Genomic DNA, 25,154 nt, shown 5'->3' on the forward strand with positions numbered 1-25,154 from the left:
TCCCCCAACGGAAGATCCCCCGCTTCCCGACGGGGAGAGGGCCGGGCGAGGAAACGCCATGCACACCACTCATCACACCGTTTCCCTCGCCGATCACACGCTTCATCTGATCGATTTTCTTCCCGCGACGTTTACTCCCGCCGATCTGCTCTGGCTGCCGCATCACGAGGCGCTTGCGCACTGCGCGTTAAAGCGCCAGACCGAGCATCTGGCCGGGCGCATCGCCGCGCTGCACGCATTGCATGAGCATGGTTTCAGCACGATTCCGGCCCCTGGCGCGGCTGGCGAACCCTGCTGGCCGCAAGGCGTATCGGGTAGCATCAGCCACAGCGGGCAGCGTGCCGTTGCCGTAGTGGCGTCGCATCCTGTCGGCGTGGATCTTGAAGCGCAGTTCAGCCCGGCGCTGTGCGATGAACTGGCCGCAAGCATTGTTAACGCGCAGGAACATGCGCTGCTCGCCGCCTGCCCCCTGCCGTTTACGCTGGCGCTCACGCTCGCTTTCAGCGCGAAAGAGAGCCTTTACAAAGCGTTCTCCCCGCAGGCGAAGCCCTTCCCCGGCTTTGCCAGCGCGCACATCACCGCTATTGATGAACAGCATCTTGAGCTGCGTTTTCTGGCGGAATTTTCCCCACAACTGGTTGATAAAAAAGTAAACGTCTACTGGCGAGCCGACCACGAACGGGTAATGACGCTGGCCGTGGGTTTACCGTTCGGATCGTGATCCTTTTCTCCTTTTAAGAAATTAGCTGCGCAAACCGTAGACAGTTTGCCGTCGCCGAATTATCGTTATTTTGAATAATAAATCATTATTGAATATATATTCAATGTGGAGAAAAAGATGAAAAAGACCCTACTGCAATCCGTTGTACTGGCTTCGATGATCGCTGCATCCGGCTCGCTTTTCGCCGCAAATAACGGCCTGATCGCGATTATTACCCCTTCCCACGACAATCCGTTTTTTAAAGCGGAAGCCGATGGCGCAGCAGCCAAAGCGAAGGAGCTGGGCTACACCACGCTGGTCGCTTCCCATGACGACGATGTCAACAAACAGAACCAATTGATTGAAACGGCGATCGCCCGCAAAGCGAAAGCGATCATTCTGGATAACGCCGGGGCAGATGCCACCGTCGGCCCGCTGGAGAAAGCAAAAGCAGCAGGCGTGCCCACGTTTCTGATCGATCGTGAAATCAACAAAACCGGTGTGGCGGTGGCGCAAATCGTCTCCAACAACTATCAGGGCGCGCAACTGGGCGCGGAGAAGTTCGCCAAATTGCTGAACGGTAAAGGCAAGTACGTTGAGCTGTTAGGCCGCCAGTCAGACACCAACGCCAGCGTGCGTTCCCAGGGCTATCACGATGTGCTGGATGACAACCCGGAGATGAAAATGGTGGCGCAGCAAACCGCCAACTGGAGCCAGACTGAAGCCTTCACCCGAATGGAAGCCATTCTGCAAACGCACCCGGACATTGTCGGCGTGATTTCCGGCAACGACACCATGGCGCTTGGCGCGGAAGCAGCGCTGAAAGCCGCCGGAAAAAATAACGTCATCGTGGTCGGTTTTGACGGCAGCGACTACGTGCGCGACTCGATCATCAACAAAGGCAACATCAAAGCCACCGTGCTGCAACCCGGCTGGCAGCAGGCGCAAATGGCCGTTGAACAAGCGGATTACTTCCTGAAAAACGGCAAAGCGCAGAAGGAAGAGAAACAACTGATGGACTGCATGCTGATCGATGACAGCAACGCCGGCAAACTGAAAATGTTCAACCTCAGCAAGTAACGCGGAGGCGCTATGTGGTTAAAACAATGGGGTAATGCGCTCGCAGGGTGCGTTGCCCTGTTGCTCACGGCCTGCACCGTGGTGGATCTGGATGAGAACGGCAAGCCGATTATGCCTGCCGATCCGCATGCCAAAGCCAGCTTTGACAACCAGACGCCGCAGCAGATCGCGCAACAAACCTGGCAGGAACGCGTGATCAACGCCGCGCACCAACATGCGCTGAGCGCCGACACGCTGGCCGCCCAACAAAAAAACCTGGCCGCCGCGCCGCAGAGCGTATTTGTCCGGCTGACAAGCCAGGTCGAACGCATTGATACCAGTAATGAACGCGAACAGCAGTTGCTGATTAACGTTAACGGGCAACCGCTGCCGGTGCAGCTTGGCCCGGTAATACGCGGTAACGCAATTCGCGATGCTACCGGTTTTAAATTTGAAGACTTTACCAACCAGGTCCAGTTTGCGCAGCTTTCCCGCGCCTATAACCGTGAAGCAGCAAAACATCTGCCAAAAGTTGACGCCAGCTGGGCCGGAAAACCGGTCACCATACTGATGGCGGTCACGCTCAGCGGCGGCAAGCTTGATGACGCCGTGGCACTGGAGTTGCAACAGGAGGCACAGTAATGAGCGATCTACCTGTGGACGACATCATTCTGCGCACGCGCGGCGTGTCGATGCTGTTTCCCGGCACCGTGGCGCTGGACAACGTCGATTACAACGTCTGGCGCGGCAAAGTAAACGTGATTATCGGCGAGAACGGCGCGGGCAAATCGACGCTGATGAAAATTCTCGCCGGCGTGCAGCAGCCGAGCGTCGGCACCATCGAACTGAATGGCGAAACGGTGCACTTTTCCGACACCCGCTCCGCCGCCGCACACGGTATTGGCATGGTGCACCAGGAGCTGAATCTGTTCGAAAACCTCAACGTCGCGGAGAATATTTTTCTCGGCCGCGAGCTGCAAAAAGGGGTGACGCCGATTAACGAAGCGGAGCAGGAAAAACGCACCGCTGAACAGCTCAGGCGCCTCGATCAGCCCATCTCGCCGCGCGAACTGGTTGGCAACTTAAAAGTCGGCCAGCAGCAACTGGTCGAGATCGCCAAAGCGCTGGCCGAGGATGCCGATATTCTGATCCTCGACGAACCCACTTCGGCGCTGAGCAAAACGGAAGTGGAGATCCTGTTCCGCGTGATACGTGAACTCACGCGCCAGGGGGTGTCGATTATCTACATTTCGCACCGGCTGGAAGAGTTAATGGCAATTGGCGATGTCATCACCATTCTGCGCGATGGCAAATTTCAGGCCGAAGCGAAGGTCTGCGATATCGATGTGCCGTGGATCGTACGCGAAATGCTCGGCAGCGATCCGGTGAGTAACTTCCTCTCGCCGGGAAGAACCTTCGGCGCGCCGGTTCTGGAAGCTGAAAACATCACCTGCGTAAACGCCAGCGGCGTCACCACGGTAAATGATGTCAGCTTTAAAGTGCATGCTGGTGAGATTGTCGGCATCTACGGCCTGATGGGTGCCGGACGTACCGAGCTGTTTGAGTGCATGCTCGGAACCGAACGCAACTATCTCGGCAAGCTGTGGCTCGACAGCAAACCGGTGCCGCAACGGCTGACGCCCGCGGAGCGCATCCGCATGGGCATGAGCCTGGTACCGGAAGATCGCAAACGCACCGGCATCTTTCCCATCTCGTCGGTAGCGAGCAATCTCACCATCGCCAGCCTGTGGCGGCGCTTGCAGCGCGGTTTCACTATCGCCACAAAGGATGAAGAAGCGGTGGTCGCCAGCACCATTGGCAACCTGTCGATTAAAGTCTCCTCGCCGGAGGTGGAGATCCAGGCGCTCAGCGGCGGTAACCAGCAGAAAGTGGTGATTGGCCGCTCGCTGCTGACTAACCCGAAAGTGCTATTTCTCGACGAGCCAACGCGCGGCATTGATGTCGGCGCAAAAGCCGATGTGTTCCGCATGATGGTGCAGCTTTCGCAACAGGGGATCGCGGTGGTCTTTTCCACCTCCGATTTGAAAGAAATCATGGCGGTTTCTGACCGTATTATGGTGATGTCCGGCGGCAAACTGACGGCCGATATTGAACGCGCCCGGGCCGAAGAGTCGGCACTGGTAACAGCAAGTGCTCAGGGGTTCTGATATGAAAACAACACAATCTATGGCCATCGTGCCGCGCGCGGGCGCATCGTTATCACGCGAAAGCATTCTGCTTTTACTGTTGAAGCTGCGTACCTTTATCGCGCTGTTCCTGATCGTCGGCTTTTTTACCGCCACCGTGCCGGGTTTTCTCTCCACCGGCAGCCTGCTGATCATGATTAAACATATCGCCATCAACGCCTTTCTGGCGCTGGGCATTACCTTTGTGATCATCACCGCCGGAATCGATCTGTCGATTGGCGCAACGCTCGGGCTGTGCGGAATGATCGCTGGCTGGATGATCACCAAAGGCATTGTCCTGCCGATGTTCGGTATCGCCATTTTCCCCAGCGTGTGGGTGATTGTGCCGCTGGTACTGCTGACTGGCGGGCTTATCGGCGCGGTAAACGGCTGGATCATCACCCGCTACAACGTTGCGCCGTTTATCTGCACCCTTGGCACCATGTACGTGCTGCGCGGCGCGGCGATGCTGACCTCCGACGGGCAGACGTTTCCGGGGCTTGCCGGCAACCCGCTGCTCGGCAATACCGGGTTTGATGAAATTGGCGCCGGGACGCTGTTCGGCATTCCGTGGGCCATCTGGCTGATGATTGTGCTGGCCGCAGTGATTGCTTATATCGCCCGCCGCCTGCCGTTTGGCCGCCATGTTTATGCGATTGGCGATAACGAACGCGCCGCCGAGCTCTCCGGCGTGCGGGTGAAGCAGGTAAAAATCTGGGTTTACACCCTCTCCGGGCTGTGCGCCGCGCTGGCGGGCATTGTGGTCTCGGCGCAGTTGCTGGCGAGCCACCCGGCTAACGGTACGGCTTTTGAAATGAACGCCATCGCCGCCGTGGTGCTGGGTGGTACGTCGCTGGCCGGTGGTCGCGGCACCGTGCTCGGTACGCTGATTGGCGCGTTCGTGATCGGTTTTCTCGCCGACGGGCTGGTGATGATGGGCGTCAGCGAGTTCTGGCAAATGGTGATCAAAGGGATCGTGATTATCGTGGCGGTGATTATCGATCAGATGCAAAACCGCATGCAGCAGAAAGCGGCAGTGGTCGCGCAGAAGGCGGTGATGGAAGGTAAATAGACCAGCTTGCCCGGCTCTGATGCGCCGGGTTTTTACCGCCCGGCTCGCATGATGCGGCCGGGCATTTTTTTATTAGAACGCTTCCCACTCGGTATCCGGCGCTTTGCTGGCGCTGGCTAATGCCGGGCGCAGCACCGGTTTTCCGGCTTTCGGCGCTTTCGATGCCGGTTTGCTGGCGGCGCTTTGCGCAGCAACATCGCCCGGCAGTTTAAACACCGACACGATTTCGGTCAGTTGGTAAGCCTGCTGTTCCAGCGAACTGGAGGTGGCGGAAGACTCTTCCACCAGCGCGGCGTTCTGTTGGGTAACGCCATCCATTTGCGAAATCGCCGTGCCGACCTGGCCAATCCCTTTACTCTGCTCGCTGGATGCCGACGCGATCTCGCCCATGATGTCCGTCACGCTGGTGACGGAACGCAGGATGTTATCCATCGATTCGCTGGTCAGCGTCACCTGGTCGTAACCGTTATTGACGTTAACTACGGACTCGTCGATCAGCGTTTTGATCTCTTTCGCCGCACCGGCGCTGCGCTGCGCCAGGTTACGCACTTCGCTGGCGACGACGGCAAAACCGCGCCCCTGCTCACCGGCGCGCGCGGCTTCCACGGCAGCGTTCAGCGCCAGGATATTGGTCTGGAAAGCAATACTGTCGATCACGTTGATAATGTCGGTAATTTTCTGCGAACTTTCGGTAATGTTCTTCATGCTGGCGATAACCGCCTGCACCCGTTCTTCACCGGTGTTCACCGCTTCCGACGCAGTTTTCGCCAGTTGGCTGGCCTGATTGGCGTTGTCGGCGTTCTGTTTCACCACCGCACTTAACTCCTCCATGCTGGCGGCGGTTTGCGTCAGTGCCGCAGCCTGCTCTTCAGTGCGCGAAGAGAGATCGGTATTCCCGGAGGCGATTTCGCTGGCGCCCTGGTAGATTTCTCCGGCGCTGTTACGGATCTGCGCGACGGTTTTCACCCAGTTCTCCTGCATCGTTGCCAGATATGGGATCAACTGCCCGACTTCGTTGCGCCCCAGATCTTTCGTCGGTTTATCCAGGCTCCCGACCGACAGCACCTGCAAATGCTGTTTCACCCACTCCAGCGAACGCCCCAGACACAGCGCCAGGTAACGTTCCGACAGCACCAGCATCGCCAGGCCAATGACCATCGCGATAATAATGATGGTGCGCGTCACCGACACCCAACTGGCAATACGCCCATTCGCCGCGGATTTCAGATCGTGAATCTCCTGGTTATAAGCGACGATTGCCTGCGAAAAACCGCTGCGCAGCGGGCTGAACTGATCTTTCGACAGCTGCGCATAACTCGCGGCGTTGTTCTCCTTGATAGCGGCAAACATGGGGGTGATGGCCTGGTTAAACAGCGTCAGCGAGCTGTTGTAGATATTGTCCGTAGCAGTAGTGCTGATATTGGCGTGGTCGGTGACTTTAAACTGGTTCAACCCGCCCTGCAGAAAGTCGATATCTTTGCCGATGCGCTCGATGGTTTGTTGGTAGTTTTGGGTATCGTTATTTGCCTGGTAAACGATTGCGCGATCCATCAGCAGTTTCACCTGATAGTAACGGTCGCTGGCATTATTGATAATGTCACCGTTTACCTGCTGAACGTTGGTGAGTTCAACTTCGTCCGTTAAGCCGCTTAATGCATGCAGAGAGAAAAACGACACGCCGCCCCAGAGCAGAGTAAAAATGATCAGGATCGCAAGCATCACGACCTTGATTTTTAAATTTCGAATTATGTGCATAAAAACCCCGGTAAATTGCTGTGAAGAAAAGGAACAACAGCGATACAGCGCTGCTTAACTCTCCATCGGCGTTACAGCGAAGTTAATTAAGATTAAAAAGAAGTAAGGCAATAACTTTTATTTAAAACAGCGATAACAATCGCGGCGGGTGGCCCGATGGCGCAGCACCACCGGGCTAACCCGCTTACAGCGATGCATAAGCTATTTTCTGCCACAACTCTCGCAGCGAGGGGGTTGTAGTGAGGAATGCCTGGTGGCGCAGCACGAACCGGGTCTGCGAGTTTAGCAAAACCGCTGCTATGAGAAAGGGTTCCGTTCACCAGGCGTTCAGTAGTTTCAGAAACATGGCATCACGTGAACGGGACAAGGGGAGCTGCCGCGCTCCCCTTGCCAATCCCCGCGGCCCCGCGGGAAATCGGTGCTGCGCACTGCGCTCACCTCCCGCGCATCTGCCTGCGGTCGGCTCAACTCGACGTCCTGTCCCGGTTCGCCTCTGGCCGCCATCCAAGGCGTCCAGACCTTGTCATCTGCGCTTCGGCTCGCCGATTTCAGCGGGGACACAACCCCCTCGCTGTGAGAGTTGTGGCAGAAAATAGCTTATGCGTTGCTGTAATTACGTAGGCCCGATAAGCGCAGCGCCAACGGTAATTTTGCCGCCAGGCCTTACTCAGCCTGCACCAGGCTACGAGCCGTCGGGTAATCGGTGATCAACACATCAATATAGTTGCCCTGCAACGCGCCGCGAATGGCGTTGCGTTTTTCGATACCGCCCGCCAGCGCAATCACCTGCGGGCACTGGCGGATCTGCGCCAGTTCCATGCCGATCACCGGATCTTCTTCATGGCTCAGCACCGGGTTGCCCGCCGCGTCGTAATAGTGCAGGCAGATATCGCCCACCGCGCCGCGCTCCGCCAGCAGTTTCAACATGTTTTCGTTGTAGTAGTTACCGGAATTTTTCAGCAGTTGCGACGGCTCCAGCTCACCGATACCGACAATCGCCACATCCACTTCGGCAAATTTCGCTACCACGGCGGCAACATCCGGGCTGTTCACCAGCCGCGCCCGCTCATCCACCGAATGCTCAATACTCTGCGACGGCAGCAGCCACGCCGGACAACCGAGGTGCGCCGCCAGTTGCTGCGTCAGGATCGTCGCCTGCACGTTACCGTTCGGCCCGACGCCACCCAACAGCTGAATCACCCCGGCTGCGCGGATACTCTGCGGGTGCATCTCATCCACCATGCAGCGAATGGTGCTGCTCCACGACGAGATCCCAACCAGGTCTTCCGGGCGCAGACGCGTTTCGACATAGTGCGCCGCCGCGCTGCCGATGGCGTGTTTTATCGCCGCGTTAGCGGGATTTTCCCCGACATCCACGACAATCACCTGCCGGATGCCGTACTGCTGCTCGATCGCCTTTTCCAGCGCGACAAAAATATTGGTCGGCTGCACAACGGTGATTTTCACCAGCCCCTCTTTCTGGCAGCGCGTCAGCGCGCGCGAAACAAAGGATTGCGAAAGGTGCAGCAGCGTCGCGATCTCAGACTGTTTTTTATTTTCGTTGTAATAAAGCGTGGCGATTTTCACCAGCAGCCGCTGTTCATCCTGCTTTGACATGAGATTCCCCTTTCTCTGATGCCTGATATTTTTATTCATCATTGAATAGATAACAAGCCAGCCCGATGCGGCAACCCTCATCCAAATGTGATCCTTTTCTCCTTTCTTCCAAATTTGCCCGATCCGGGCGTAGACAAACCTTAACACAAGGCATATCTTTAATCATGAATAATAAATCAACAGTGAATATATATTCCAACTCAGTCACAACCTGTCGTAAAAACTGACGATAATGCGTTGTCACCTGCTATCCGGAAGCCTTTTCACGCCCTGATTGAATATTTATTCATGACAGATTATACATTCAAGAGGTACGCTATGAATCCGTTTTCACTCTCTGTGGATGAACTTGAAAAAAAAGCCCGCGCGGTACGTCGTCGCATTATCGTGCTTAACGCCGAAAGCCCGGCTGGCGGGCATACCGGAGCTGATTTATCCCAGGTAGAAGTGCTGACTGCGCTCTATTTTCGCATCCTGAACTGCTCACCGCAGACCAAAGAGAGCGATGAGCGGGACATCTACATTCAATCAAAAGGCCACGCGGTCGGCGGTTATTACTGTGTGCTGGCCGAAGCCGGTTTTATTCCTGTCGACTGGCTTTCTACCTATCAACACGCCGATTCGCACCTGCCCGGCCATCCAGTGAAACACAAAACCCCCGGCATTGAACTCAACACCGGCGCGCTCGGTCACGGTTTGCCGGTCGCTGTCGGCATCGCGCTGGCCGCCAAACGCAGCAACAGCGCGCGCCGCGTTTTCGTAGTCACTGGCGATGGTGAACTGGCGGAAGGCAGCAACTGGGAGGCCGCGCTGGTGGCGGCGCACTACCAGCTCGACAACCTGATCATTATTAACGACAAAAACAGCCTGCAACTCGCCGGGCCAACCAAAGAGATCCTCAATACCGATCCGCTGGATGCCAAGTGGCGTGCCTTTGGTATGCAGGTAACGGAATGTCGCGGTAACGATATGGCCGATGTGGTGCGCACACTGGAAGGCTTACGGCCCGCAGGTAAACCGCATGTGGTGATCGCCCACACCACCAAAGGCGCGGGCATCTCCTTTATTCAGGGGCGCCCGGAGTGGCATCACCGCGTACCGAAAGGCGACGAAGTTGAACTGGCGCTGGAGGAGTTGAAAGATGAGTAACAGTGAACACCTGGCGACGGTGATGGTGAACGCCTTTATCGACGCGGTCGACAACGGTATGGATCTGGTGCCGGTAGTGGCGGATTCCACGTCCACCGCCAAAATCTCGCAGTTTATGCAGAAATTTCCCGGCCGCGTGGTGAACGTCGGCATCGCCGAACAGACGCTGGTCGGTGCCGCGGCAGGCCTCGCGCTGGGCGGCAAAATCGCCGTCACCTGTAACGCCGCGCCGTTTTTGATCTCCCGCGCCAACGAGCAGATCAAAGTCGATATTTGCTACAACAACACCAATGTGAAGCTGTTCGGCCTGAACGCCGGAGCCAGCTACGGCCCGCTGGCCAGCACGCACCACAGTATCGACGATATCTCGGTGCTGCGCGGTTTCGGCAATATCGAAATCTATGCCCCATCCAGCCCGCTGGAGTGTCGGCAAATTATTGATTACGCCCTCGCCCACGTTGGCCCGGTCTATATCCGTCTTGATGGCAAAGCGCTGCCGGAGCTGCATGACGAAAGCTACCGCTTCGCACCGGGTAACATCGATGTGCTGCGGAGCGGGCGCGATATCGCGCTGGTGGCGATGGGGTCGACGGTCCATGAAATTGTCGAAGCTGCCACACAACTGGCAGCAGAAGGTATTGAGGCCAGTGTTATCAGTGTACCGTCTATTCGTCCCTGCAATATATCCCAGCTACTGGCCGCGCTGAAATCCCACCGCGCCGTAGTCAGCGTCGAAGAGCACAACATTAACGGCGGCGTCGGCAGCCTGGTGGCTGAAGTGCTGGCCGAAGCCGGATGCGCGCTACCGCTGCGTCGGCTTGGTATTGCCGACGGGCAATACGCCATCGCCGCCGATCGCGCGGCAACCCGCGCCCGCCATCAAATCGATGCGGCTGGCGTGGTAAAAAATGCCCGCGAACTGCTGAACGCACGGCAATAACAATAAAAAGAACATCTTACTGGAGAGAGAACAATGTCCCGAATTCCGCAAACACTGACCATGGCAGTGATCATTGGCAACCGTGGTTTCTTCCCGAGCTATCTGGTCGCCGAAGCCCGCGAGCAGGCCATCGCCCTGTTCAGCCGTCTTGGCATCAACACCATCATGCTTGATGAAGCGCAAACCGAACTGGGCGGTGTAGAAACCCGCCAGGATGCGAAAATCTGCGCTGAACTGTTCCGCGCTCACCGCGATGAGATCCACGGTGTGGTGGTGCTGCTGCCCAACTTTGGCGATGAAAAAGCGGTGGCGGAAACCCTGCGCCTTTCCGGGCTGAATGTGCCGGTGCTGGTGCAGGCCGAAGAGGATAATCTGGACAAAATGGGGCTGGCGACGCGCCGCGACAGTTTCTGCGGCAAAATCTCCCTGTGTAACAACCTGCGCCAGTACGGCATTCCTTTTACCCTCACCACTCAGCATGTTTGTGCATTAAGCGGCGAGGTATTTGAAAAAGACCTAAAACGTTTTGAGCAGATTTGCCGGGTGGTCAGCAGCATGCGCGGCGTACGCGTTGGCGCAATTGGCGCGCGGCCTGCCGGATTCAACACCGTGCGTTACAGCGAAAAACTGCTCGAACGGCTGGGCATTGCAGTAGAAACCCTCGATCTTTCCGAAGTCTTTACCCGCATCAAAACCCTGCGCGATGACGATATTCGCGTCGATGAAAAACGCCGCCTGCTGCTGGATAACGCCGATGCCAGCGCCATTCCCGCCGACAAACTGGTGACGATGGCGAAGCTCTTCGTGGTGATCAGCGAATGGGTGATCGCCAACGATATCGACACTACCGCCATCCAGTGCTGGACCTCGTTGCAGGACAATCTCGGCATTAACGTCTGTTCGATCATGAGCGTGATGTCCGGCCAGTTGATGCCGTCGGCCTGCGAAGTGGACGTGATGGGCGCGCTGTCGATGTATGCGCTGGCGAGCGCCAATATGAGCCCGGCCTCTATTGCCGACTGGAACAACAACTTTGGCGATGATCGCAACAAATGCGTGCTGTTTCACTGCGGTAACTTCGCTTCTGCCAGCCTGGAAAGCCCGCATATGGGCACCGCTGATATCATCGGCACCACCGTCGGCAAAGAGAACACCTGCGGCGCAGTGCATGGCCGCCTGAAAGCGGGTGCTCTCACCTACTTCCGCTTAAGTACTGACGATCTGAGCGGCGAGATCAAAGCTTATGTCGGTTCCGGGCAGTCGGTCGACGATCCGCTCGATACCGTCGGCTGCCGCGCGGTGATTCAGGTGCCCAACCTGGAAAACCTGCTGGCGTGGATCTGCCGTAACGGCTTCGAACACCACGTGGCGATGAACCATGCGGACAGCGCGGAGATCCTGCACGAAGCCTTTACCCGTTATCTCGGCGTCGAAACGTATCTCCATCAATAAGCCGCCGGGAGAGACGCCATGTCGCTGAATAAAGAGATCATTATCGCGCTGGACGAAGGCACCACCAACGCGAAAGCCGTGGCGCTGGACGCCCGCGGCGCCGTGGTCGCCAAATGCGCGCGGCCGCTGAATATCCAGACGCCGCGCGAAGGCTGGGTCGAGCAGTCCGGCGAACTGCTGCTGGAGGCCTCGCTGGCCGTGGTGCGCCAGGTGATTGACGCCGTCGGCGCACAAAACGTTGCGGCACTGGCGATCAGCAACCAGCGCGAAACCGCCATCGGCTGGTATCGCGCCAGCGGGCAACCGTTAGGCCCGGCGCTAAGCTGGCAGTGTTCGCGTACCGCTGATTTTTGCCACGCCCTGCGTGAACAAGGGCGCGAAACGGAGATTAAAGCCGTGACCGGATTGCCGGTCGCGCCGCTGTTTTCCGCCTCGAAAATGCGCTGGCTGCTCGATGCCACACCCAACGCCCGCGCGCTGGCGGAGCAAGGCGAGATTTGCCTTGGCACGATCGATAGCTGGCTGCTGTGGCACTTCACCGGCGGCGCGGCGTTTTGCTGTGATTATTCCAACGCTTCGCGCACCCAGTTGCTGAATCTGCAACGCGGCGAGTGGGATGACAGCATGCTGGAACTGTTCGGCATTCCGCGCCGGGCGCTGCCCGAAATCCGCCCCTCCAGCGGATTGTTTGGTCACACCCGAGGGCTGGAGGGAATTCCGGACGGCATTCCGCTGCTGGCGATGATTGGCGATTCCCATGCCGCGCTGTTCGCCCACGGGCTGGGCGCGGCGGGCTGCGTTAAAGCGACTTACGGCACCGGTTCTTCGGTAATGGTGCCGGTCGCACCGGCGCAGGGTGACGTGAAATCGCTGGCGACGACCGTCGCCTGGCACGACGGCGAAAAACTGGTTTACGGTCTGGAAGGCAATATTCCGCACACCGGCGATGCGGTGGCGTGGATGGTCGAAAGCACCGGGCTGAGCGAGCTGCCGGAAGCCGATCTGGCGCAGACGCTCAGCACGTTGCCCGCGTCGGTGGATTCCACACTTGGCGTCTACTTTGTTCCGGCGCTGACCGGGCTGGGCGCGCCGTGGTGGGATGAGCAGGCGCGCGGTTTGATCCACGGTTTAAGCCGGGGCGTTAAGCGCGCGCATCTGATTCGCGCGGCGCTGGAATCCATCACTTATCAGATTGCTGATGTGGTGGTCGCCATGCGCCAGCACGGTGATTTCACGCTGAAGGCGCTGATGGTGGACGGTGGGCCGACGAAGAATGACTGGCTAATGCAGTACCAGGCAGATCTGCTCGGCTGCCCGGTAATGCGCAGCGACGTTGCGGAACTGTCAGCAATCGGCGCGGCGCTGCTGGCGCGCAAAGCGCTGCTGCGCATCGATGGCGAACAGTTGCGCCGCTACCTGCCGGAACACATCACTTTTCAGCCGGATATGGCGCGTCATGGCCGCTTGCAAAAACGCTGGTTTGACTGGCAAAACGCAGTGCAACTGGCGCGCTCGACGAAGTAATTCTCTCTGCGCGGGGCGCTCGCCCCACGCATCTTTCCCCTAATGACAAAACAATCTGGCTTATGCGCATGCAGCATATAGAAAGATGAATTTAAACTTTAAAAAACGCCGGCAGCTGGCCTACCTTAGCGGTACAAAATAATCACATCATATTAACTTTTCAGGGATTTCTTATGACTAAAAAACTGCTGCCTGCTGTCATATTGGCGCTCCTTTCTGCTGCCAGCTACGCGGCAACACCGCCGGATACGCTGGTCGTCGCTCAGGGTTTAGACGATATTGTCAGCCTTGACCCGGCGGAAGCGAACGAGCTTTCCAGTATTCAGACCGTGCCGAGCCTGTACCAGCGCCTGGTGCAGCCCGATCGTGAAAACCCGGAAAAAATCACTCCGATTCTGGCTGAAAGCTGGCAGGCGGACCCAGCGGCAAAAACCCTGACCATCAAACTGAAGAGCGACGCGAAATTTGCCTCCGGTAACCCGCTGCGCCCGGAAGATGTGATTTTCTCCTATACCCGCGCGGTGACGCTCAACAAATCCCCGGCGTTTATCCTCAACGTGCTGGGCTGGCAGCCGGATAATATTGCCAGCCAGTTGAAGAAAGTGGATGACCACACCCTGCAACTGCACTGGACGGCGGATGTCAGCCCGGCGGTCGCGCTGAATATTCTCTCCACGCCGATTGCCTCGATCGTCGATGAGAAGCTGGTCAGCGCCAATGTACAGGGTAATGACTTCGGCAACGCCTGGCTGAAAATGCACTCAGCGGGCAGCGGCGCGTTTAAAATGCGTGTCTACCAGCCGCACCAGGCCATCGTGCTGGATGCCAACGCCAGCGCGCCTGGCGGCGCGCCGAAGCTTAAAAACATCATCATTAAAAACGTGCCGGATCCGGCTTCCCGTCGCCTGCTGATCCAGCAGGGCGATGCCGATGTCGCGCGCGATCTGGGCGCCGATCAAATCAGCGCGCTGGCGGATAAGAAAGGCGTGAAAGTGCTGAGCATTCCGTCTGCCGAGCAGAATTACCTGGTCTTTAACACCGGCAACAGCGCCAACCCGCTGCTGAACAACCCGGCGTTCTGGGAAGCCGCGCGCTGGCTGGTTGATTACAACGGCATCACCAAAGATCTGCTGAAAGGACAGTATTTTGTCCACCAGAGCTTCCTGCCGGTCGGCCTGCCGGGGGCGCTGGAGGATAACCCGTTCACCTTTGATCCGGCGAAAGCCAAAGCGATCCTCGCCAAAGCGGGCATTAAAGACGCGCACTTCACGCTGGATGTCGAAAACAAACCGCCGTTTATCACCATTGCCCAGTCAATGCAGGCCAGCTTCGCCCAGGGCGGCGTGAAAGTGGATCTGCTGCCCGCAGCGGGTAGCCAGGTGTACGCTCGCGTGCGGGCAAAACAGCATCAGGCGGCGATTCGTTTGTGGATCCCGGATTACTTCGACGCCCACTCTAACGCCAGCGCCTTTGCCTGGAACGATGGCAAATCCAGCACCGTGGCCGGGCTGAACGGCTGGCAGATCCCGCAACTGAATAAAGAGACGCTGGCGGCGGTGGCCGAGCCGGATGCGGCAAAACGCCTCGAACTGTACAAGAAAATGCAGCAGGAGTTGCAGCACAACTCGCCGTATGTCTTTGTCGATCAGGGCAAAACACAGATCGTGGTGCGCGATAACGTGAAAGGCTACCAGCAGGGGCTGAATGCGGATATGGTGTGGTACGACCGCGTCACCAAATAACGTTTCCTCCTCCCGCCCGCGCGGGAGGGTTCTTTCGCTGAAGACGAGTTTTTCCATGTCTGTGGTTTTACCCAACAGAGCAGAGCGGCGCGTAAAACGTCCTCTGCTCGCGCTATTTCAGGGGCTGCTCACGCTGGCCCTGACGCTTTTTGGCCTGCTGCTGGTGACTTTTTCGCTGTCGGCCTTCTCCCCTGTTGACCGGGTTTTGCAGATTGTCGGCGATCATGCCAGCCAGTCCACCTACGATCAGGTACGTCATCAACTGGGGCTGGACCAGCCTCTACCGGTGCAGTTCTGGCACTACCTGGTGAACCTGGCCCATGGTGATTTAGGCACTGCCAGCGCCACCGGGCAGCCAGTGTTGCAGGATCTGCTCGCCGCATTTCCGGCGACGCTGGAGCTGGCAACGCTGGCGCTGATTGTCGGCAGCGTGCTCGGCGTGATCGCGGGCGTTTTATGCGCACGCTTTAAAGGCTCACCGTGGGATATGGCGGTGCGCACCTTTACGCTACTTGGCAACTCGGTGCCGATTTTCTGGCTGGGTTTGCTGATGCTGGCGCTGTTTTACGCCCGCCTGCAATGGAGCGCCGGGCCGGGCAGGCTCGATGATATCTACCAGTACACCGTCACGCCGCGCACGGGCTTCGCGCTGATCGATACCTGGCTTTCCGGCGATAGCGGCGCGTTTAAAAATGCGCTCAGCCACCTGCTGCTGCCGGTACTGCTGCTGGCCTACTATTCGCTGGCGAGCATTACCCGCCTTACCCGCTCTGCCTGCCTGAGCGAGATGAGCAAAGAGTACATTTTGCTGGCGCGCGCTAAAGGCGCAGGCGAGATGACCATTCTGCTGCGCCATGTGCTGCCGAATATTCGCGGTACGCTGCTGACGGTGATCGCACTGGCGTACACCAGCATGCTGGAAGGCGCGGTACTCACCGAAACGGTCTTCTCCTGGCCCGGCATTGGTCGTTATCTCACCACAGCGCTGTTCGCTGGCGACACCACCGCCATCATGGGCGGTACGCTGGTGATTGGCGTCTGCTTTGTGCTGATCAATAACCTGACCGACCTGCTGGTACGGTTAACCGACCCGAGGGTGCGCTGATGCCGACGACACTTTTTCTGCACCGTCTGCGCCGCTCGCCCGCCGCATTCAGCGGGCTGCTGATTGTCGCCGTGCTGCTGCTGATCGCCCTGTTTGCGCCGTGGCTCGCACCGCGCGATCCCAACTGGCAGGACGCCGCCGCGCGCTTGCAGGCACCGAGCGCACAGCACTGGCTCGGCACCGACAGCTACGGGCGCGATTTGCTCTCGCGGCTGATTTACGGCACCCGCCCGGCGCTCGGCCTGGTGGCGCTGGTGACCGCCATTACCCTGCCTGTCGGGCTGCTGATCGGTATTGTTTCCGGCTACTACGGCGGCTGGCTGGAGCGCGTGCTGATGCGCTTTACCGACGTGGTGATGTCGATGCCGCGCCTGATCCTCGCCTTTGCTTTTGTCGCCATGCTTGGCCCTGGGCTGGTGAACGGCGCGCTGGCGCTGGCGCTCACCACCTGGCCCGCTTACGCCCGCCAGGCGCGCAGCGAGATCCAGCGTTTGCGTCACAGTGATTATCTGGCTGCCGCCGAGATGATGGGCATTCGCGGCTGGCGGCTGCTGTTTGGCCATATTCTGCCGCTCTGTTTGCCCTCGGCGATTGTGCGCCTCGCGCTCGATCTGGCAGGCATCATTCTGGCTGCCGCCGGGCTGGGTTTCTTAGGGCTGGGCGCACGCCCGCCGATGGCGGAATGGGGTGCGATGATCGCCGACGGTATGCAGGTGATTTTCGATCAATGGTGGATTGCCGCAGCGCCCGGTGCGGTGATCTTACTGGCAAGCCTCGCCTTCAACCTGCTGGGCGATGGCCTGCGCGATGTACTGGAGCCGCAACATGACTGAGACACGCGTCGCGGTAAGCGGCCTGAATATCGACTACCCCGGCGCGCGGGTGGTGAAAAACCTGAGCTTTACACTTGGCAACGAGCGGCTGGCGCTGGTCGGCGAATCCGGTTCGGGAAAATCAATGACCGCCCGCGCCCTGATGGGGCTGGTGCGCAAGCCGGGCCACGTCAGCGCCACCACGCTGAATGTGCTGGGACGGGATGTCACCACGCTCAACGATCGCGGCTGGCGCGCGCTGCGCGGTAACGACATTGCGATGGTATTGCAGGATCCGCGCTATGCGCTGAACCCGGTGAAAACCGTGCTGGCGCAACTGGATGAAGCGCTGACGCTCCACCAGCGGCTGAACCGCAAGCAGCGGCTGGAGAAGATCAACGAGGCGCTATGGGCGGTGGAACTTGAACCGACGGTGCTGCAACGCTACCCCGGCGAACTCTCCGGCGGTATGGGCCAGCGGGTAATGATCGCCATGGCGCTGGTTAACGATCCGCAGGTGCTGATTGCCGATGAACCCACTTCCGCGCTGGATGCGCGCCTGCGTAACCAGATCCTTGAACTGCTGGTCGCCCAGTGCGAACAACGGCAAATGGCGCTGCTGCTCATCAGCCACGATCTGCCGCTGGTGGCGCAGCACTGCCACCGGGTGATGGTGATGTATCAGGGGGAATGCGTGGATACGATGGCGGCGGCCGATCTGCCTGAGGCGCAGCATCCCTACACCCGCACATTGTGGACCTGCCGACCCAGCGCAGAAACCTGGGGCCAGATGCTGCCGACGCTGGATCGCAGCCAGTCCTTTACGGAGGCGAATGATGAGCATCGTTGATATCGCGCAGTTGCAGGTCACTTTTGCTGAGAAAACAGTGGTGAAAGGCGCCAGTTTGCGCGTGGAAGAAGGTGAAACTTTCAGCCTGATTGGCGCGTCCGGCTGCGGGAAATCAACCCTGCTGCGCGTGCTGGCAGGTTTACAGCGCGAATGGCAGGGCCAGCTGTCGCTGTTCGGCCAGCCGGTGAAAGCCGGAACGCGTTATCAGGGTACGCTGCGGCGCAATGTGCAGATGGTCTTCCAGGATCCTTACGCCTCGCTGCACCCGAACCATACGCTGTGGCGCACGCTGGCGGAGCCGCTGAAAATTCACGGTGAACCGGAAATTGACCAGCAGGTGGCTACCGCGCTGGAGCAGGTCGGGCTTCCGGTTGATGCCGCACGGCGTTACCCGCACCAGCTCTCCGGCGGCCAGCGTCAGCGCGTGGCAATCGCCCGCGCACTGTTGCTGCGACCAAAAATTCTGCTGCTGGATGAGCCGACATCGGCGCTGGATATGTCGGTGCAGGCCGAAATTCTTAACCTGCTTAACCGCCTGAAGCAGCAGCACGGCATGAGCTATCTGCTGGTCAGCCATGATGCCGATGTGATTGCCCATATGTCTGACCGGGCAGCATTTATGGCCAATGGCGTGATTGAGCGTTTCTTTGACCGTAGCGCGCTGGTGCGTGGTGAACACCGGATGGGGTAATGCCGCGCACCGGCAGCCACCAGTGCGCGGTGGCTTACTGCTGTTCGTGGAAGGTATCAAGTTTCTGTTTTTGTTGCCCCTGCGCGTCAAAGTTATCCGCGTTCAGCCACGCGGAAATGGCGGCGTCGCGCAGCGGCCACTCGTTGTCCAGCATCGATAAATAGTCGGTATCGCGATTGCGCCCTTTGCGCACCATATGCTGGCGGAAGCGCCCCTCCCAGGTGAAACCGATGCGTTCTGCCGCGCGGCGCGAGGCGACATTCAGCGAATCACATTTCCACTCCACGCGGCGATAACCGCAGGCAAAAGCGTGGCGCAGCATCAGCCATATCGCTTCCGTGCCGAGAACACTGTTTTGCATCTGCGGCGACCAGGTGACATGACCAATCTCTACCGAACCGTTGTCGGCGTTGATCGCCAGCCAGGCAATCACGCCGAGCGCATCGCCGCTGGCATTTTCCACCACGGCAAAAGGCGCTACGCTGGTGTCGAGCGTTTTACCGACGATCCAGCGCGCCATGCTCTCCAGCCCGTCAGGCCGTTCGCCCGCCAGCCAGGTCCAGCCGCTGTCATCTTCTGCCTGCGCGTAAGCCTGCAAGAGATCGTGCGTATGCGTTCTGGCGTCGAGCGGTTCGAGCCGACAATATTGGCCCGGCAACACGCTGTGCGGCAGCGGCTGAACACCGTTCCAGTGCGGCAGCCTGTCGCCGACTGTTTGACCAAAGTGATTGATTTCCGGCACGTTTCTCTCCCCGGCAAAAAAGACCAATATAAAAGAGATGTTTTATCAAGTCTGCGCGCCGGAATATAGTGCTAAAAATTGGGGGGCGTTGTTAAAAAAGCTTTTCAAATCAGAGGAATGAGCAGGTCTGGCGTCAGAAAGCTCTGACGCCAGAGGGATTATTTCGCGAAATGGCTAAATTGCGCCAGAACACGGTCAAAAATGTCCAGGCCTTTATTCACTTCTTCCGCGCTCATGGTGCAAGGCGGCACCACGTGGATGCGGTTTTCGACGATAAAACTCAAAATACCGGCCTGCGTGAGCGCCGCTTTGATGGATCCCATCTCTGCCGCCGCCAGCGGGGTTTTGCTCTGCCGATCGCTGACCAGTTCCATCGCCTGGAACATGCCGCGCCCGCGCACGTTGCCAATCAGCTTATGTTTCGCCGCCAGCGCATCAAGCCCCGGACGCAGCACGCCGTTACCCACCAGCGCCGCATTCTCCACCACTTTCTCCTCTTTCATCGCATCCAGCGTGGCGACAATCGCTGCCATTGCCAGCGGATGGCCGGAGTAAGTCAGACCGCCCGCGAAGAAGTGGTCGTCAAAGTAGCGTGAAATCGGCTCCGAAATCAGTACGCCGCCTGCGGGCGCATAACCGGCGTTAACGCCTTTCGCGAAGGTGATCAGATCCGGCACGATGCCATCCTGTTCAAAAGCGAACCAGCTACCGGTGCGGCCAAAACCGGCCATCACTTCATCAAGGATCAGCACAATGCCAAACTCATCGGCCAGCGCGCGCACGCCCTTCATATACCCTTCCGGCGGCACCAGAATACCGGCCGTTCCCGGTACGGATTCGAGCAGGATCGCGGCGATAGATGCCGGCCCTTCAACCTCAATCATGCGGCGCAGGTGCGCCAGCGCACGTGTGCACTCTTCGGCTTCCGTCGTCGCGTTGAATTCGCTGCGATAGAGGTACGGGTTAAAGAAGTGCACATGCCCACGTGAATATTCGTTCGGTACGCGCCGCCAGTCGCCGGTGGCGGCAATCGCGCTACCGGTATTGCCGTGATAGGAGCGGTAGGCGGAGAAAATCTTGTCGCGCCCGGTGTAGAGACGCGCCATACGGATGGCGTTTTCGTTGGCATCCGCCCCGGCGTTGGTAAAGAAGACTTTACTGAAACCTTCCGGCGCCAGCGAGACAATGCGTTTGGCCGCTTCGCCGCGCGCCAGGTTGGCCGTCGCCGGTGCGATCGTCACCAGTTCGTCAAGCTGTGCTTTCATCGCCGCCAGCACGCGCGGATGCTGATAACCAATATTAACGTTCACCAGTTGGCTGCTGAAATCGAGATACATATTGCCTTCGTAGTCCCACAACTCACAGCCTTTCGCCCCGGCAATCACCATCGGGTTAAGGTTGCCCTGCATCGACCATGAATGAAACACATACGACCGGTCCAGTTGACGTACGTCGTCGTTGGTTATCGCCATCTCGCTCTGAAGTGCCAGTTTCATATCCTGCTCCTCTCATGCCGTTATTGTTGTCCGTATCATGCGGCGCGCGGGCAAACCGCGGATAGAGCCAGTCGTGTTAGCAACATGTGACACAGGTGTCACACCGCGACATAACAACTGGCACTGTCTGGCGCGGGCGGGCGTTTTTATAGTGACGTCACAAACCCGCACAGGAGAAGACGATGAGTGAAGCAAAGAAAGTGGTGTTTATTACCGGCGCAACCTCCGGTTTTGGCGAAGCGGCAGCGCAGGTGTTTGCCGATGCGGGCTGGTCGCTGGTGCTGAGCGGGCGTCGTCTGGCACGTCTCGAAAGCCTTAAAGACCGCCTTCAGGGAAAAGTGCCGGTGCATATTATTGAGCTGGATGTCCGCGATAAAGATGCAGTGAAAAGCGCCGTGGCGTCGCTGCCAGCTGAGTTCGCCGATATTACCGCGCTTATCAACAATGCCGGGCTGGCGCTGTCGCCGCAACCTGCACAGCGCGTGGATCTTGAAGACTGGCAGACCATGATCGATACCAACGTGACCGGGCTGGTCAATGTGACCCACGCCCTGCTGCCCACGCTGATTCAACACGGCGCAGGCGCTTCTATCATCAATATCGGTTCAATTGCCGGGCAGTGGCCCTATCCTGGCAGCCATGTTTATGGCGCGACCAAAGCATTTGTGAAGCAGTTCAGCTATAACCTGCGCTGCGATTTACTCGGTACCGGGGTGCGTGTGGCCGATTTAGCGCCGGGGATTGCGGAAACGGAATTTACACTGGTGCGCACCAAAGGCGATCAGGCCGCATCGGATAACCTCTATCGCGGCACCACGCCGCTGACCGCGCAGGATATTGCCGAACAGATGTTCTACATCGCCACTCTGCCGGATCATATGAATATCAACCGCGTGGAAGTGATGCCGGTGCGTCAGGCCTGGCAGCCGTTTGCCATCGACCGCGACTGAGTTACCGCCCTCTTCCTGCGGGGAGGGGGTTAACTGGCGTACAAAATAAAACGCCCCGGCTGATGCCAGGGCCTGGTGTTTTAAGTGTAGCTAAGTACTGCAAGGTTTTACCCCGCCCGGCGCTTATCTCCGGCACTCACATAAGATGTGGCGTTAGCTCTGTAAGGGGTGTAGAGATAATAGTCAATCGGATTAATCCTGGCAATATGTAACGCGCACGGCGCGAAAGATGTATGACGTCGATCATTCTTTTCGCGCCACTGGCACGCAGAAATACGACAACTGTCACTAACCACGCGCGCTGCGCCTGTTTATGCTGCCTTTTCCCACCCCGATCCCCCTCCCTGCCCCATCACAAAGCAAACGCGCCGACATCTGCACTAAATTGATGAGTAAAATTCATTATCGTGCAGCCAAATGCAGTAAAAATGCGGAAATTAACCCCTGGCACAAAAATGGCATGGTGAAAAAGAAACCTAACCAGTTAGTCAAAAAACAGGGGGAGCAGGATGAGCCAGGTGATGTTTGCTGAGGAGAGCGCAGTGGTGTCCTTAAAGACCGCCAGCGCCACAGCGCGGCCCGCCATAACCGTCAGTCAGGCCAGCGTTATCTATCCGGCGGCGGATAAACCCGTACATGCGTTACAGGACATTAATCTGACGATTCGCCAGGGCGAGTTTGTCTCGTTTATCGGGCCATCCGGCTGCGGCAAAACCACCCTGTTGCGGGTTATTGCCGATCTTGAGCCGATTACCTCCGGCGATGTGCTGGTGAACGATATGTCGCCGTCGGAAGCGCGCCAGGCGGGGGCTTATGGCTATGTCTTCCAGGCCCCGGTGCTGCTGCCGTGGCGCACCGTGATAGCCAATGTCAAATTGCCGTTGCAGATCCAGGGCGTACCGCCAGAACGCTGCGATGAAATCGCCCGTGAGCAGCTTTCACGCGTTGGCCTGAAGGGTTTTGAGAAAAAATACCCGTGGCAGCTCTCGGGCGGCATGCAACAGCGCGTGTCTATCGCGCGAGCGCTCGGCTTTGAGCCGAAAATTTTAATGATGGATGAACCCTTCGGCGCGCTCGACGAACTGACTCGCGACAACCTCAATCAGCAGCTTCAGCAACTGTGGTACAACGAGCAGCGCACGATGGTGTTTGTTACCCACTCCATTGCCGAAGCGGTCTATCTGTCGACCAAAATCGTGGTGATGTCGCCGCGTCCGGGGCGCATCGTGAAGGTGATCGACTCCCCGCTTCCGGCACAGCGCGATTTGGCGATCCGCAATACGCCCGCGTTCCTCGCACTGGCGCAGGAGGTGCGCGAAGCGCTGGTGGAGGGACATCATGATCGCTGAGCGGCGTCTTATTGCGAACGCACTGCCAGTGGGCATGGTGCTGCTGGTCGCGCTGGTACTGTGGTATTTGCTGGCGCTGGCGCTGAATGCGCCCGGCGTGATTGACCGCGTACTGGTCCCGCGCGGCGCGTGGAATTATCACGATGTGATGCAGGCCGCGCTGAATGCCAGCCGTCCGCTGCTGCCCGCACCGCACCAGATTGCCATCGATATCTGGAACAGCATCACCCAGTGGCCGCTTACCTCACCGCGCAACCTGCTGTTGCATACCTGGGTCACCGCCAGCGCAGCGCTGACGGGTTTTGCCATGGGGGTGGTACTCGGCGTGGTGCTGGCGGTGTGCATTGTTCACTCGCGCACACTGGATAAAGCGCTACTGCCGTGGATCGTCGCCTCGCAAACCATTCCGGTACTGGCGATAGCGCCCATTGTGCTGATCATTCTGGGCAGCGTCGGCATCACCGGCATGCTGCCAAAAGCCACTATCGCCATGTATCTCTGCTTCTTCCCGGTCACCATCGCCACCGTGCAGGGACTGCGCTCGCCGCAAAAAATGGAGATGGAACTGATGCACACCTGGGCTGCCCGGCGGGTCGATATCTTCTGGACTGTGCGCCTGCCCTCTTCACTGCCGTATCTGTTTCCGGCGTTTCGCGTGGCGATTGCCAGCGGTCTGGTCGGCACGATGGTGGCCGAGCTGCCCACCGGGGCGCAGGCCGGGCTGGGCGCGCGGCTACTGACCGGCTCCTACTATGGCAACACCATTCAGATCTGGTCGGCGCTGGTGATGGCCTCGCTGCTTGGGCTGGCGTTAACCGGGCTGGTCACGCTCACGGAACGGCTGGTGATGCGCCAGCGTAAGGGGGGATGATGAAACGCACTGCGATACCCGGCACGTTTTTACTGGTCGGCGCGCTGCTGTTGTTGATGTTGTCGCTGATCCAGTTGAGCGGGCAAACGCCGTTATCGGCTCCGCTGTTGCTGGTCAATATCCTGCTGGTGCTGTGCGCGCTGGCAGGGTGTACCGCCACCTTCAGCCTTCTGCGCGGCGCTCTGTTCGCCGTCACTTTGCTGGCGAGCGTACTGTGGTTGGCGTGGCAGCCGATTCACGGTCTGACGCTGGGCGCCGTAGCGCTGCTGGCGATGGTCAGCGTGCAACGTCTGGCGCGCTCAACGCTTCCGGCAGCCAGCGTCGCGGCGCTGCTCGGCCTGTGGCTGCTGTGGTTCTGGCAGATTCTGGTCACCGGTTTTGCCGTTCCGCAGGTCATTCTGCCCGCGCCGCTGGACATTCTTGCCGCGCTGGTCAACAGCGTTCCGCTGCTGGCGGGCGATGTGCTGCAAACGGTGATCAAATCCGTGCTGGCAGGTTATCTGCTCGGTAGCGGGCTGGGGATTGGCGTGGCGATTCTTATCGACCGCCTGCCGTTTTTACAACGCGGATTACTGCCGGTGGCCAGCCTTACCAGCACCGTACCGCTGGTCGGCGTCGCGCCGATTGCGGTGATGTGGTTTGGCTTTGACTGGCCTTCCAAGGCCGCCGTGGTCACGCTGGTGACCTTCTTCCCGGCGCTGGTCAGTACGCTGGCCGGGTTAAAAGCCAGCGGCAAGCTGGAGCAGGAACTGATGTATTGCTATGCCGCCACGCCGGGGCAAAGCCTGCGGGTGCTGCGTCTGCCTGCCGCGATGCCGTTTATTTTCAGCGCTCTGAAAGTGAATGCCACACTGTCGCTTATCACCGCGATTGTGGCGGAATTTTTCGGCTCGCCAACCGCCGGACTGGGCTTTCGCATCTCCACCGAGTCGGCGCGCATGCATATGCCGGTAGTGTGGTCGGCAATTGTTGTCGCCTCGATCGCCGGTTCCCTGTTCTACAGCCTGCTGGTTCAGCTCGACCGGCGCGTGAATTTCTGGCACCCCACGCTACGTGGGAGCGCCGCTCAGAAGTAAAACAATTAGCACCTAT

Annotated in this window: 22 protein-coding genes; 18 read left to right on the forward strand and 4 right to left on the reverse strand. The window is 58.6% G+C overall.

Going from position 1 to position 25,154, the window contains the following annotated elements; genetic code table 11:
• Positions 1 to 58: 58 nt before the first annotated feature.
• From entD to CWM66_RS05965, 5 genes are all read left to right on the forward strand, one after another.
• Entirely contained in the window at positions 59 to 721 is a 663-nt protein-coding gene (entD, locus tag CWM66_RS05945) for an enterobactin synthase subunit EntD (protein ID WP_107146347.1), read from the forward strand.
• 117 nt (positions 722 to 838) lie between these two features.
• Complete coding sequence (locus CWM66_RS05950; RefSeq protein WP_072438349.1) at positions 839 to 1,780, forward strand: D-ribose ABC transporter substrate-binding protein; 942 nt, start codon at positions 839 to 841, stop codon at positions 1,778 to 1,780.
• 12 nt (positions 1,781 to 1,792) lie between these two features.
• Positions 1,793 to 2,401, forward strand: a complete 609-nt coding sequence (locus CWM66_RS05955; protein WP_072438347.1) for a DUF2291 family protein — start codon at positions 1,793 to 1,795, stop codon at positions 2,399 to 2,401.
• The gene (locus CWM66_RS05960) at positions 2,401 to 3,927 is read left to right on the forward strand and encodes a sugar ABC transporter ATP-binding protein (RefSeq protein WP_199200027.1); all 1,527 of its coding nucleotides are present in this window, start codon (positions 2,401 to 2,403) and stop codon (positions 3,925 to 3,927) included. The genes CWM66_RS05955 and CWM66_RS05960 overlap by 1 nt, the downstream gene beginning before the upstream one ends.
• 1 nt (position 3,928) lies before the next feature.
• Complete coding sequence (locus CWM66_RS05965; protein ID WP_007373755.1) at positions 3,929 to 5,017, forward strand: ABC transporter permease; 1,089 nt, start codon at positions 3,929 to 3,931, stop codon at positions 5,015 to 5,017.
• Between the two features lie 72 nt (positions 5,018 to 5,089).
• On the opposite strand, the gene CWM66_RS05970 is transcribed toward CWM66_RS05965, so the two are convergent.
• Entirely contained in the window at positions 5,090 to 6,772 is a 1,683-nt protein-coding gene (locus CWM66_RS05970) for a methyl-accepting chemotaxis protein (protein WP_035886044.1), read from the reverse strand.
• 663 nt (positions 6,773 to 7,435) lie between these two features.
• The gene (locus tag CWM66_RS05975) at positions 7,436 to 8,389 is read right to left on the reverse strand and encodes a sugar-binding transcriptional regulator (RefSeq protein WP_107146348.1); all 954 of its coding nucleotides are present in this window, start codon (positions 8,387 to 8,389) and stop codon (positions 7,436 to 7,438) included.
• Positions 8,390 to 8,707: 318 nt separating this feature from the next.
• Between CWM66_RS05975 and CWM66_RS05980 the strand changes: the two genes are divergently transcribed.
• The 9 genes from CWM66_RS05980 (at position 8,708) to CWM66_RS06020 (ending at position 18,654) form a co-directional block, all read left to right on the forward strand.
• Entirely contained in the window at positions 8,708 to 9,538 is an 831-nt protein-coding gene (locus CWM66_RS05980; protein ID WP_007373752.1) for a transketolase, read from the forward strand.
• Entirely contained in the window at positions 9,531 to 10,478 is a 948-nt protein-coding gene (locus tag CWM66_RS05985) for a transketolase family protein (RefSeq protein WP_107146349.1), read from the forward strand. The genes CWM66_RS05980 and CWM66_RS05985 overlap by 8 nt, the downstream gene beginning before the upstream one ends.
• A 33-nt stretch (positions 10,479 to 10,511) precedes the next feature.
• The gene (locus tag CWM66_RS05990) at positions 10,512 to 11,930 is read left to right on the forward strand and encodes an L-fucose/L-arabinose isomerase family protein (RefSeq protein WP_107146350.1); all 1,419 of its coding nucleotides are present in this window, start codon (positions 10,512 to 10,514) and stop codon (positions 11,928 to 11,930) included.
• A gap of 18 nt (positions 11,931 to 11,948) precedes the next feature.
• Entirely contained in the window at positions 11,949 to 13,454 is a 1,506-nt protein-coding gene (locus tag CWM66_RS05995) for an FGGY family carbohydrate kinase (RefSeq protein WP_107146351.1), read from the forward strand.
• Positions 13,455 to 13,627: 173 nt separating this feature from the next.
• Positions 13,628 to 15,196, forward strand: coding sequence for an ABC transporter substrate-binding protein (locus tag CWM66_RS06000; protein WP_107146352.1), 1,569 nt, complete (start codon positions 13,628 to 13,630; stop codon positions 15,194 to 15,196).
• Positions 15,197 to 15,251: 55 nt separating this feature from the next.
• A complete protein-coding gene (locus CWM66_RS06005) occupies positions 15,252 to 16,301 on the forward strand; it encodes an ABC transporter permease (protein ID WP_035886048.1) in 1,050 nt (349 codons plus the stop codon).
• Positions 16,301 to 17,134 carry an ABC transporter permease gene (locus CWM66_RS06010; protein WP_007373746.1) on the forward strand — a complete coding sequence of 278 codons (834 nt, stop codon included), beginning with the start codon at positions 16,301 to 16,303 and terminating at the stop codon, positions 17,132 to 17,134. The genes CWM66_RS06005 and CWM66_RS06010 overlap by 1 nt, the downstream gene beginning before the upstream one ends.
• Positions 17,127 to 17,963 (forward strand): ABC transporter ATP-binding protein, encoded by an 837-nt coding sequence (locus tag CWM66_RS06015; protein ID WP_107146353.1) that lies wholly within the window; start codon positions 17,127 to 17,129, stop codon positions 17,961 to 17,963. Before CWM66_RS06010 ends, CWM66_RS06015 begins: the two co-directional genes overlap by 8 nt.
• The gene (locus CWM66_RS06020) at positions 17,950 to 18,654 is read left to right on the forward strand and encodes an ABC transporter ATP-binding protein (RefSeq protein ID WP_107146354.1); all 705 of its coding nucleotides are present in this window, start codon (positions 17,950 to 17,952) and stop codon (positions 18,652 to 18,654) included. The genes CWM66_RS06015 and CWM66_RS06020 overlap by 14 nt, the downstream gene beginning before the upstream one ends.
• Positions 18,655 to 18,688: 34 nt before the next feature.
• Here CWM66_RS06020 and CWM66_RS06025 read toward each other — a convergent pair whose 3' ends face one another.
• Positions 18,689 to 19,396: a GNAT family N-acetyltransferase gene (locus CWM66_RS06025; RefSeq protein WP_107146355.1), complete on the reverse strand. Its 708-nt coding sequence runs from the start codon at positions 19,394 to 19,396 to the stop codon at positions 18,689 to 18,691.
• Positions 19,397 to 19,554: 158 nt separating this feature from the next.
• Positions 19,555 to 20,892: an aspartate aminotransferase family protein gene (locus CWM66_RS06030; RefSeq protein WP_107146356.1), complete on the reverse strand. Its 1,338-nt coding sequence runs from the start codon at positions 20,890 to 20,892 to the stop codon at positions 19,555 to 19,557.
• Between the two features lie 182 nt (positions 20,893 to 21,074).
• Between CWM66_RS06030 and CWM66_RS06035 the strand changes: the two genes are divergently transcribed.
• The 4 genes from CWM66_RS06035 to CWM66_RS06050 all read left to right on the forward strand — a co-directional run bounded on the left by CWM66_RS06035 (position 21,075) and on the right by CWM66_RS06050 (position 25,138).
• A complete protein-coding gene (locus CWM66_RS06035; protein ID WP_107146357.1) occupies positions 21,075 to 21,842 on the forward strand; it encodes an SDR family NAD(P)-dependent oxidoreductase in 768 nt (255 codons plus the stop codon).
• Between the two features lie 509 nt (positions 21,843 to 22,351).
• Positions 22,352 to 23,191, forward strand: coding sequence for an ABC transporter ATP-binding protein (locus tag CWM66_RS06040; RefSeq protein ID WP_035886055.1), 840 nt, complete (start codon positions 22,352 to 22,354; stop codon positions 23,189 to 23,191).
• Positions 23,181 to 24,062 carry an ABC transporter permease gene (locus CWM66_RS06045; RefSeq protein WP_107146358.1) on the forward strand — a complete coding sequence of 294 codons (882 nt, stop codon included), beginning with the start codon at positions 23,181 to 23,183 and terminating at the stop codon, positions 24,060 to 24,062. The genes CWM66_RS06040 and CWM66_RS06045 overlap by 11 nt, the downstream gene beginning before the upstream one ends.
• The gene (locus tag CWM66_RS06050; RefSeq protein WP_233218363.1) at positions 24,059 to 25,138 is read left to right on the forward strand and encodes an ABC transporter permease; all 1,080 of its coding nucleotides are present in this window, start codon (positions 24,059 to 24,061) and stop codon (positions 25,136 to 25,138) included. Before CWM66_RS06045 ends, CWM66_RS06050 begins: the two co-directional genes overlap by 4 nt.
• Positions 25,139 to 25,154 lie beyond the last annotated feature (16 nt).

Source organism: Kosakonia sp. H7A (genome assembly GCF_003028445.1).
Classification (GTDB): domain Bacteria; phylum Pseudomonadota; class Gammaproteobacteria; order Enterobacterales; family Enterobacteriaceae; genus Kosakonia; species Kosakonia radicincitans.

Coding starts and splice junctions, on each gene's coding strand:
- CWM66_RS06040 (WP_035886055.1), top strand. CDS start 22,352: ATGAGCCAGGTGATGTTTGCTGAGGAGAGCGCAGTGGTGTCCTTAAAG.
- CWM66_RS06020 (WP_107146354.1), top strand. CDS start 17,950: ATGAGCATCGTTGATATCGCGCAGTTGCAGGTCACTTTTGCTGAGAAA.
- CWM66_RS06000 (WP_107146352.1), top strand. CDS start 13,628: ATGACTAAAAAACTGCTGCCTGCTGTCATATTGGCGCTCCTTTCTGCT.
- CWM66_RS06050 (WP_233218363.1), top strand. CDS start 24,059: ATGATGAAACGCACTGCGATACCCGGCACGTTTTTACTGGTCGGCGCG.
- CWM66_RS06045 (WP_107146358.1), top strand. CDS start 23,181: ATGATCGCTGAGCGGCGTCTTATTGCGAACGCACTGCCAGTGGGCATG.
- CWM66_RS05965 (WP_007373755.1), top strand. CDS start 3,929: ATGAAAACAACACAATCTATGGCCATCGTGCCGCGCGCGGGCGCATCG.
- CWM66_RS05990 (WP_107146350.1), top strand. CDS start 10,512: ATGTCCCGAATTCCGCAAACACTGACCATGGCAGTGATCATTGGCAAC.
- CWM66_RS05955 (WP_072438347.1), top strand. CDS start 1,793: ATGTGGTTAAAACAATGGGGTAATGCGCTCGCAGGGTGCGTTGCCCTG.
- CWM66_RS05995 (WP_107146351.1), top strand. CDS start 11,949: ATGTCGCTGAATAAAGAGATCATTATCGCGCTGGACGAAGGCACCACC.
- CWM66_RS05970 (WP_035886044.1), bottom strand. CDS start 6,772: ATGCACATAATTCGAAATTTAAAAATCAAGGTCGTGATGCTTGCGATC.
- CWM66_RS05950 (WP_072438349.1), top strand. CDS start 839: ATGAAAAAGACCCTACTGCAATCCGTTGTACTGGCTTCGATGATCGCT.
- CWM66_RS06010 (WP_007373746.1), top strand. CDS start 16,301: ATGCCGACGACACTTTTTCTGCACCGTCTGCGCCGCTCGCCCGCCGCA.
- CWM66_RS06005 (WP_035886048.1), top strand. CDS start 15,252: ATGTCTGTGGTTTTACCCAACAGAGCAGAGCGGCGCGTAAAACGTCCT.
- CWM66_RS05960 (WP_199200027.1), top strand. CDS start 2,401: ATGAGCGATCTACCTGTGGACGACATCATTCTGCGCACGCGCGGCGTG.
- CWM66_RS06015 (WP_107146353.1), top strand. CDS start 17,127: ATGACTGAGACACGCGTCGCGGTAAGCGGCCTGAATATCGACTACCCC.
- CWM66_RS05980 (WP_007373752.1), top strand. CDS start 8,708: ATGAATCCGTTTTCACTCTCTGTGGATGAACTTGAAAAAAAAGCCCGC.
- entD (WP_107146347.1), top strand. CDS start 59: ATGCACACCACTCATCACACCGTTTCCCTCGCCGATCACACGCTTCAT.
- CWM66_RS06035 (WP_107146357.1), top strand. CDS start 21,075: ATGAGTGAAGCAAAGAAAGTGGTGTTTATTACCGGCGCAACCTCCGGT.
- CWM66_RS05975 (WP_107146348.1), bottom strand. CDS start 8,389: ATGTCAAAGCAGGATGAACAGCGGCTGCTGGTGAAAATCGCCACGCTT.
- CWM66_RS05985 (WP_107146349.1), top strand. CDS start 9,531: ATGAGTAACAGTGAACACCTGGCGACGGTGATGGTGAACGCCTTTATC.
- CWM66_RS06030 (WP_107146356.1), bottom strand. CDS start 20,892: ATGAAACTGGCACTTCAGAGCGAGATGGCGATAACCAACGACGACGTA.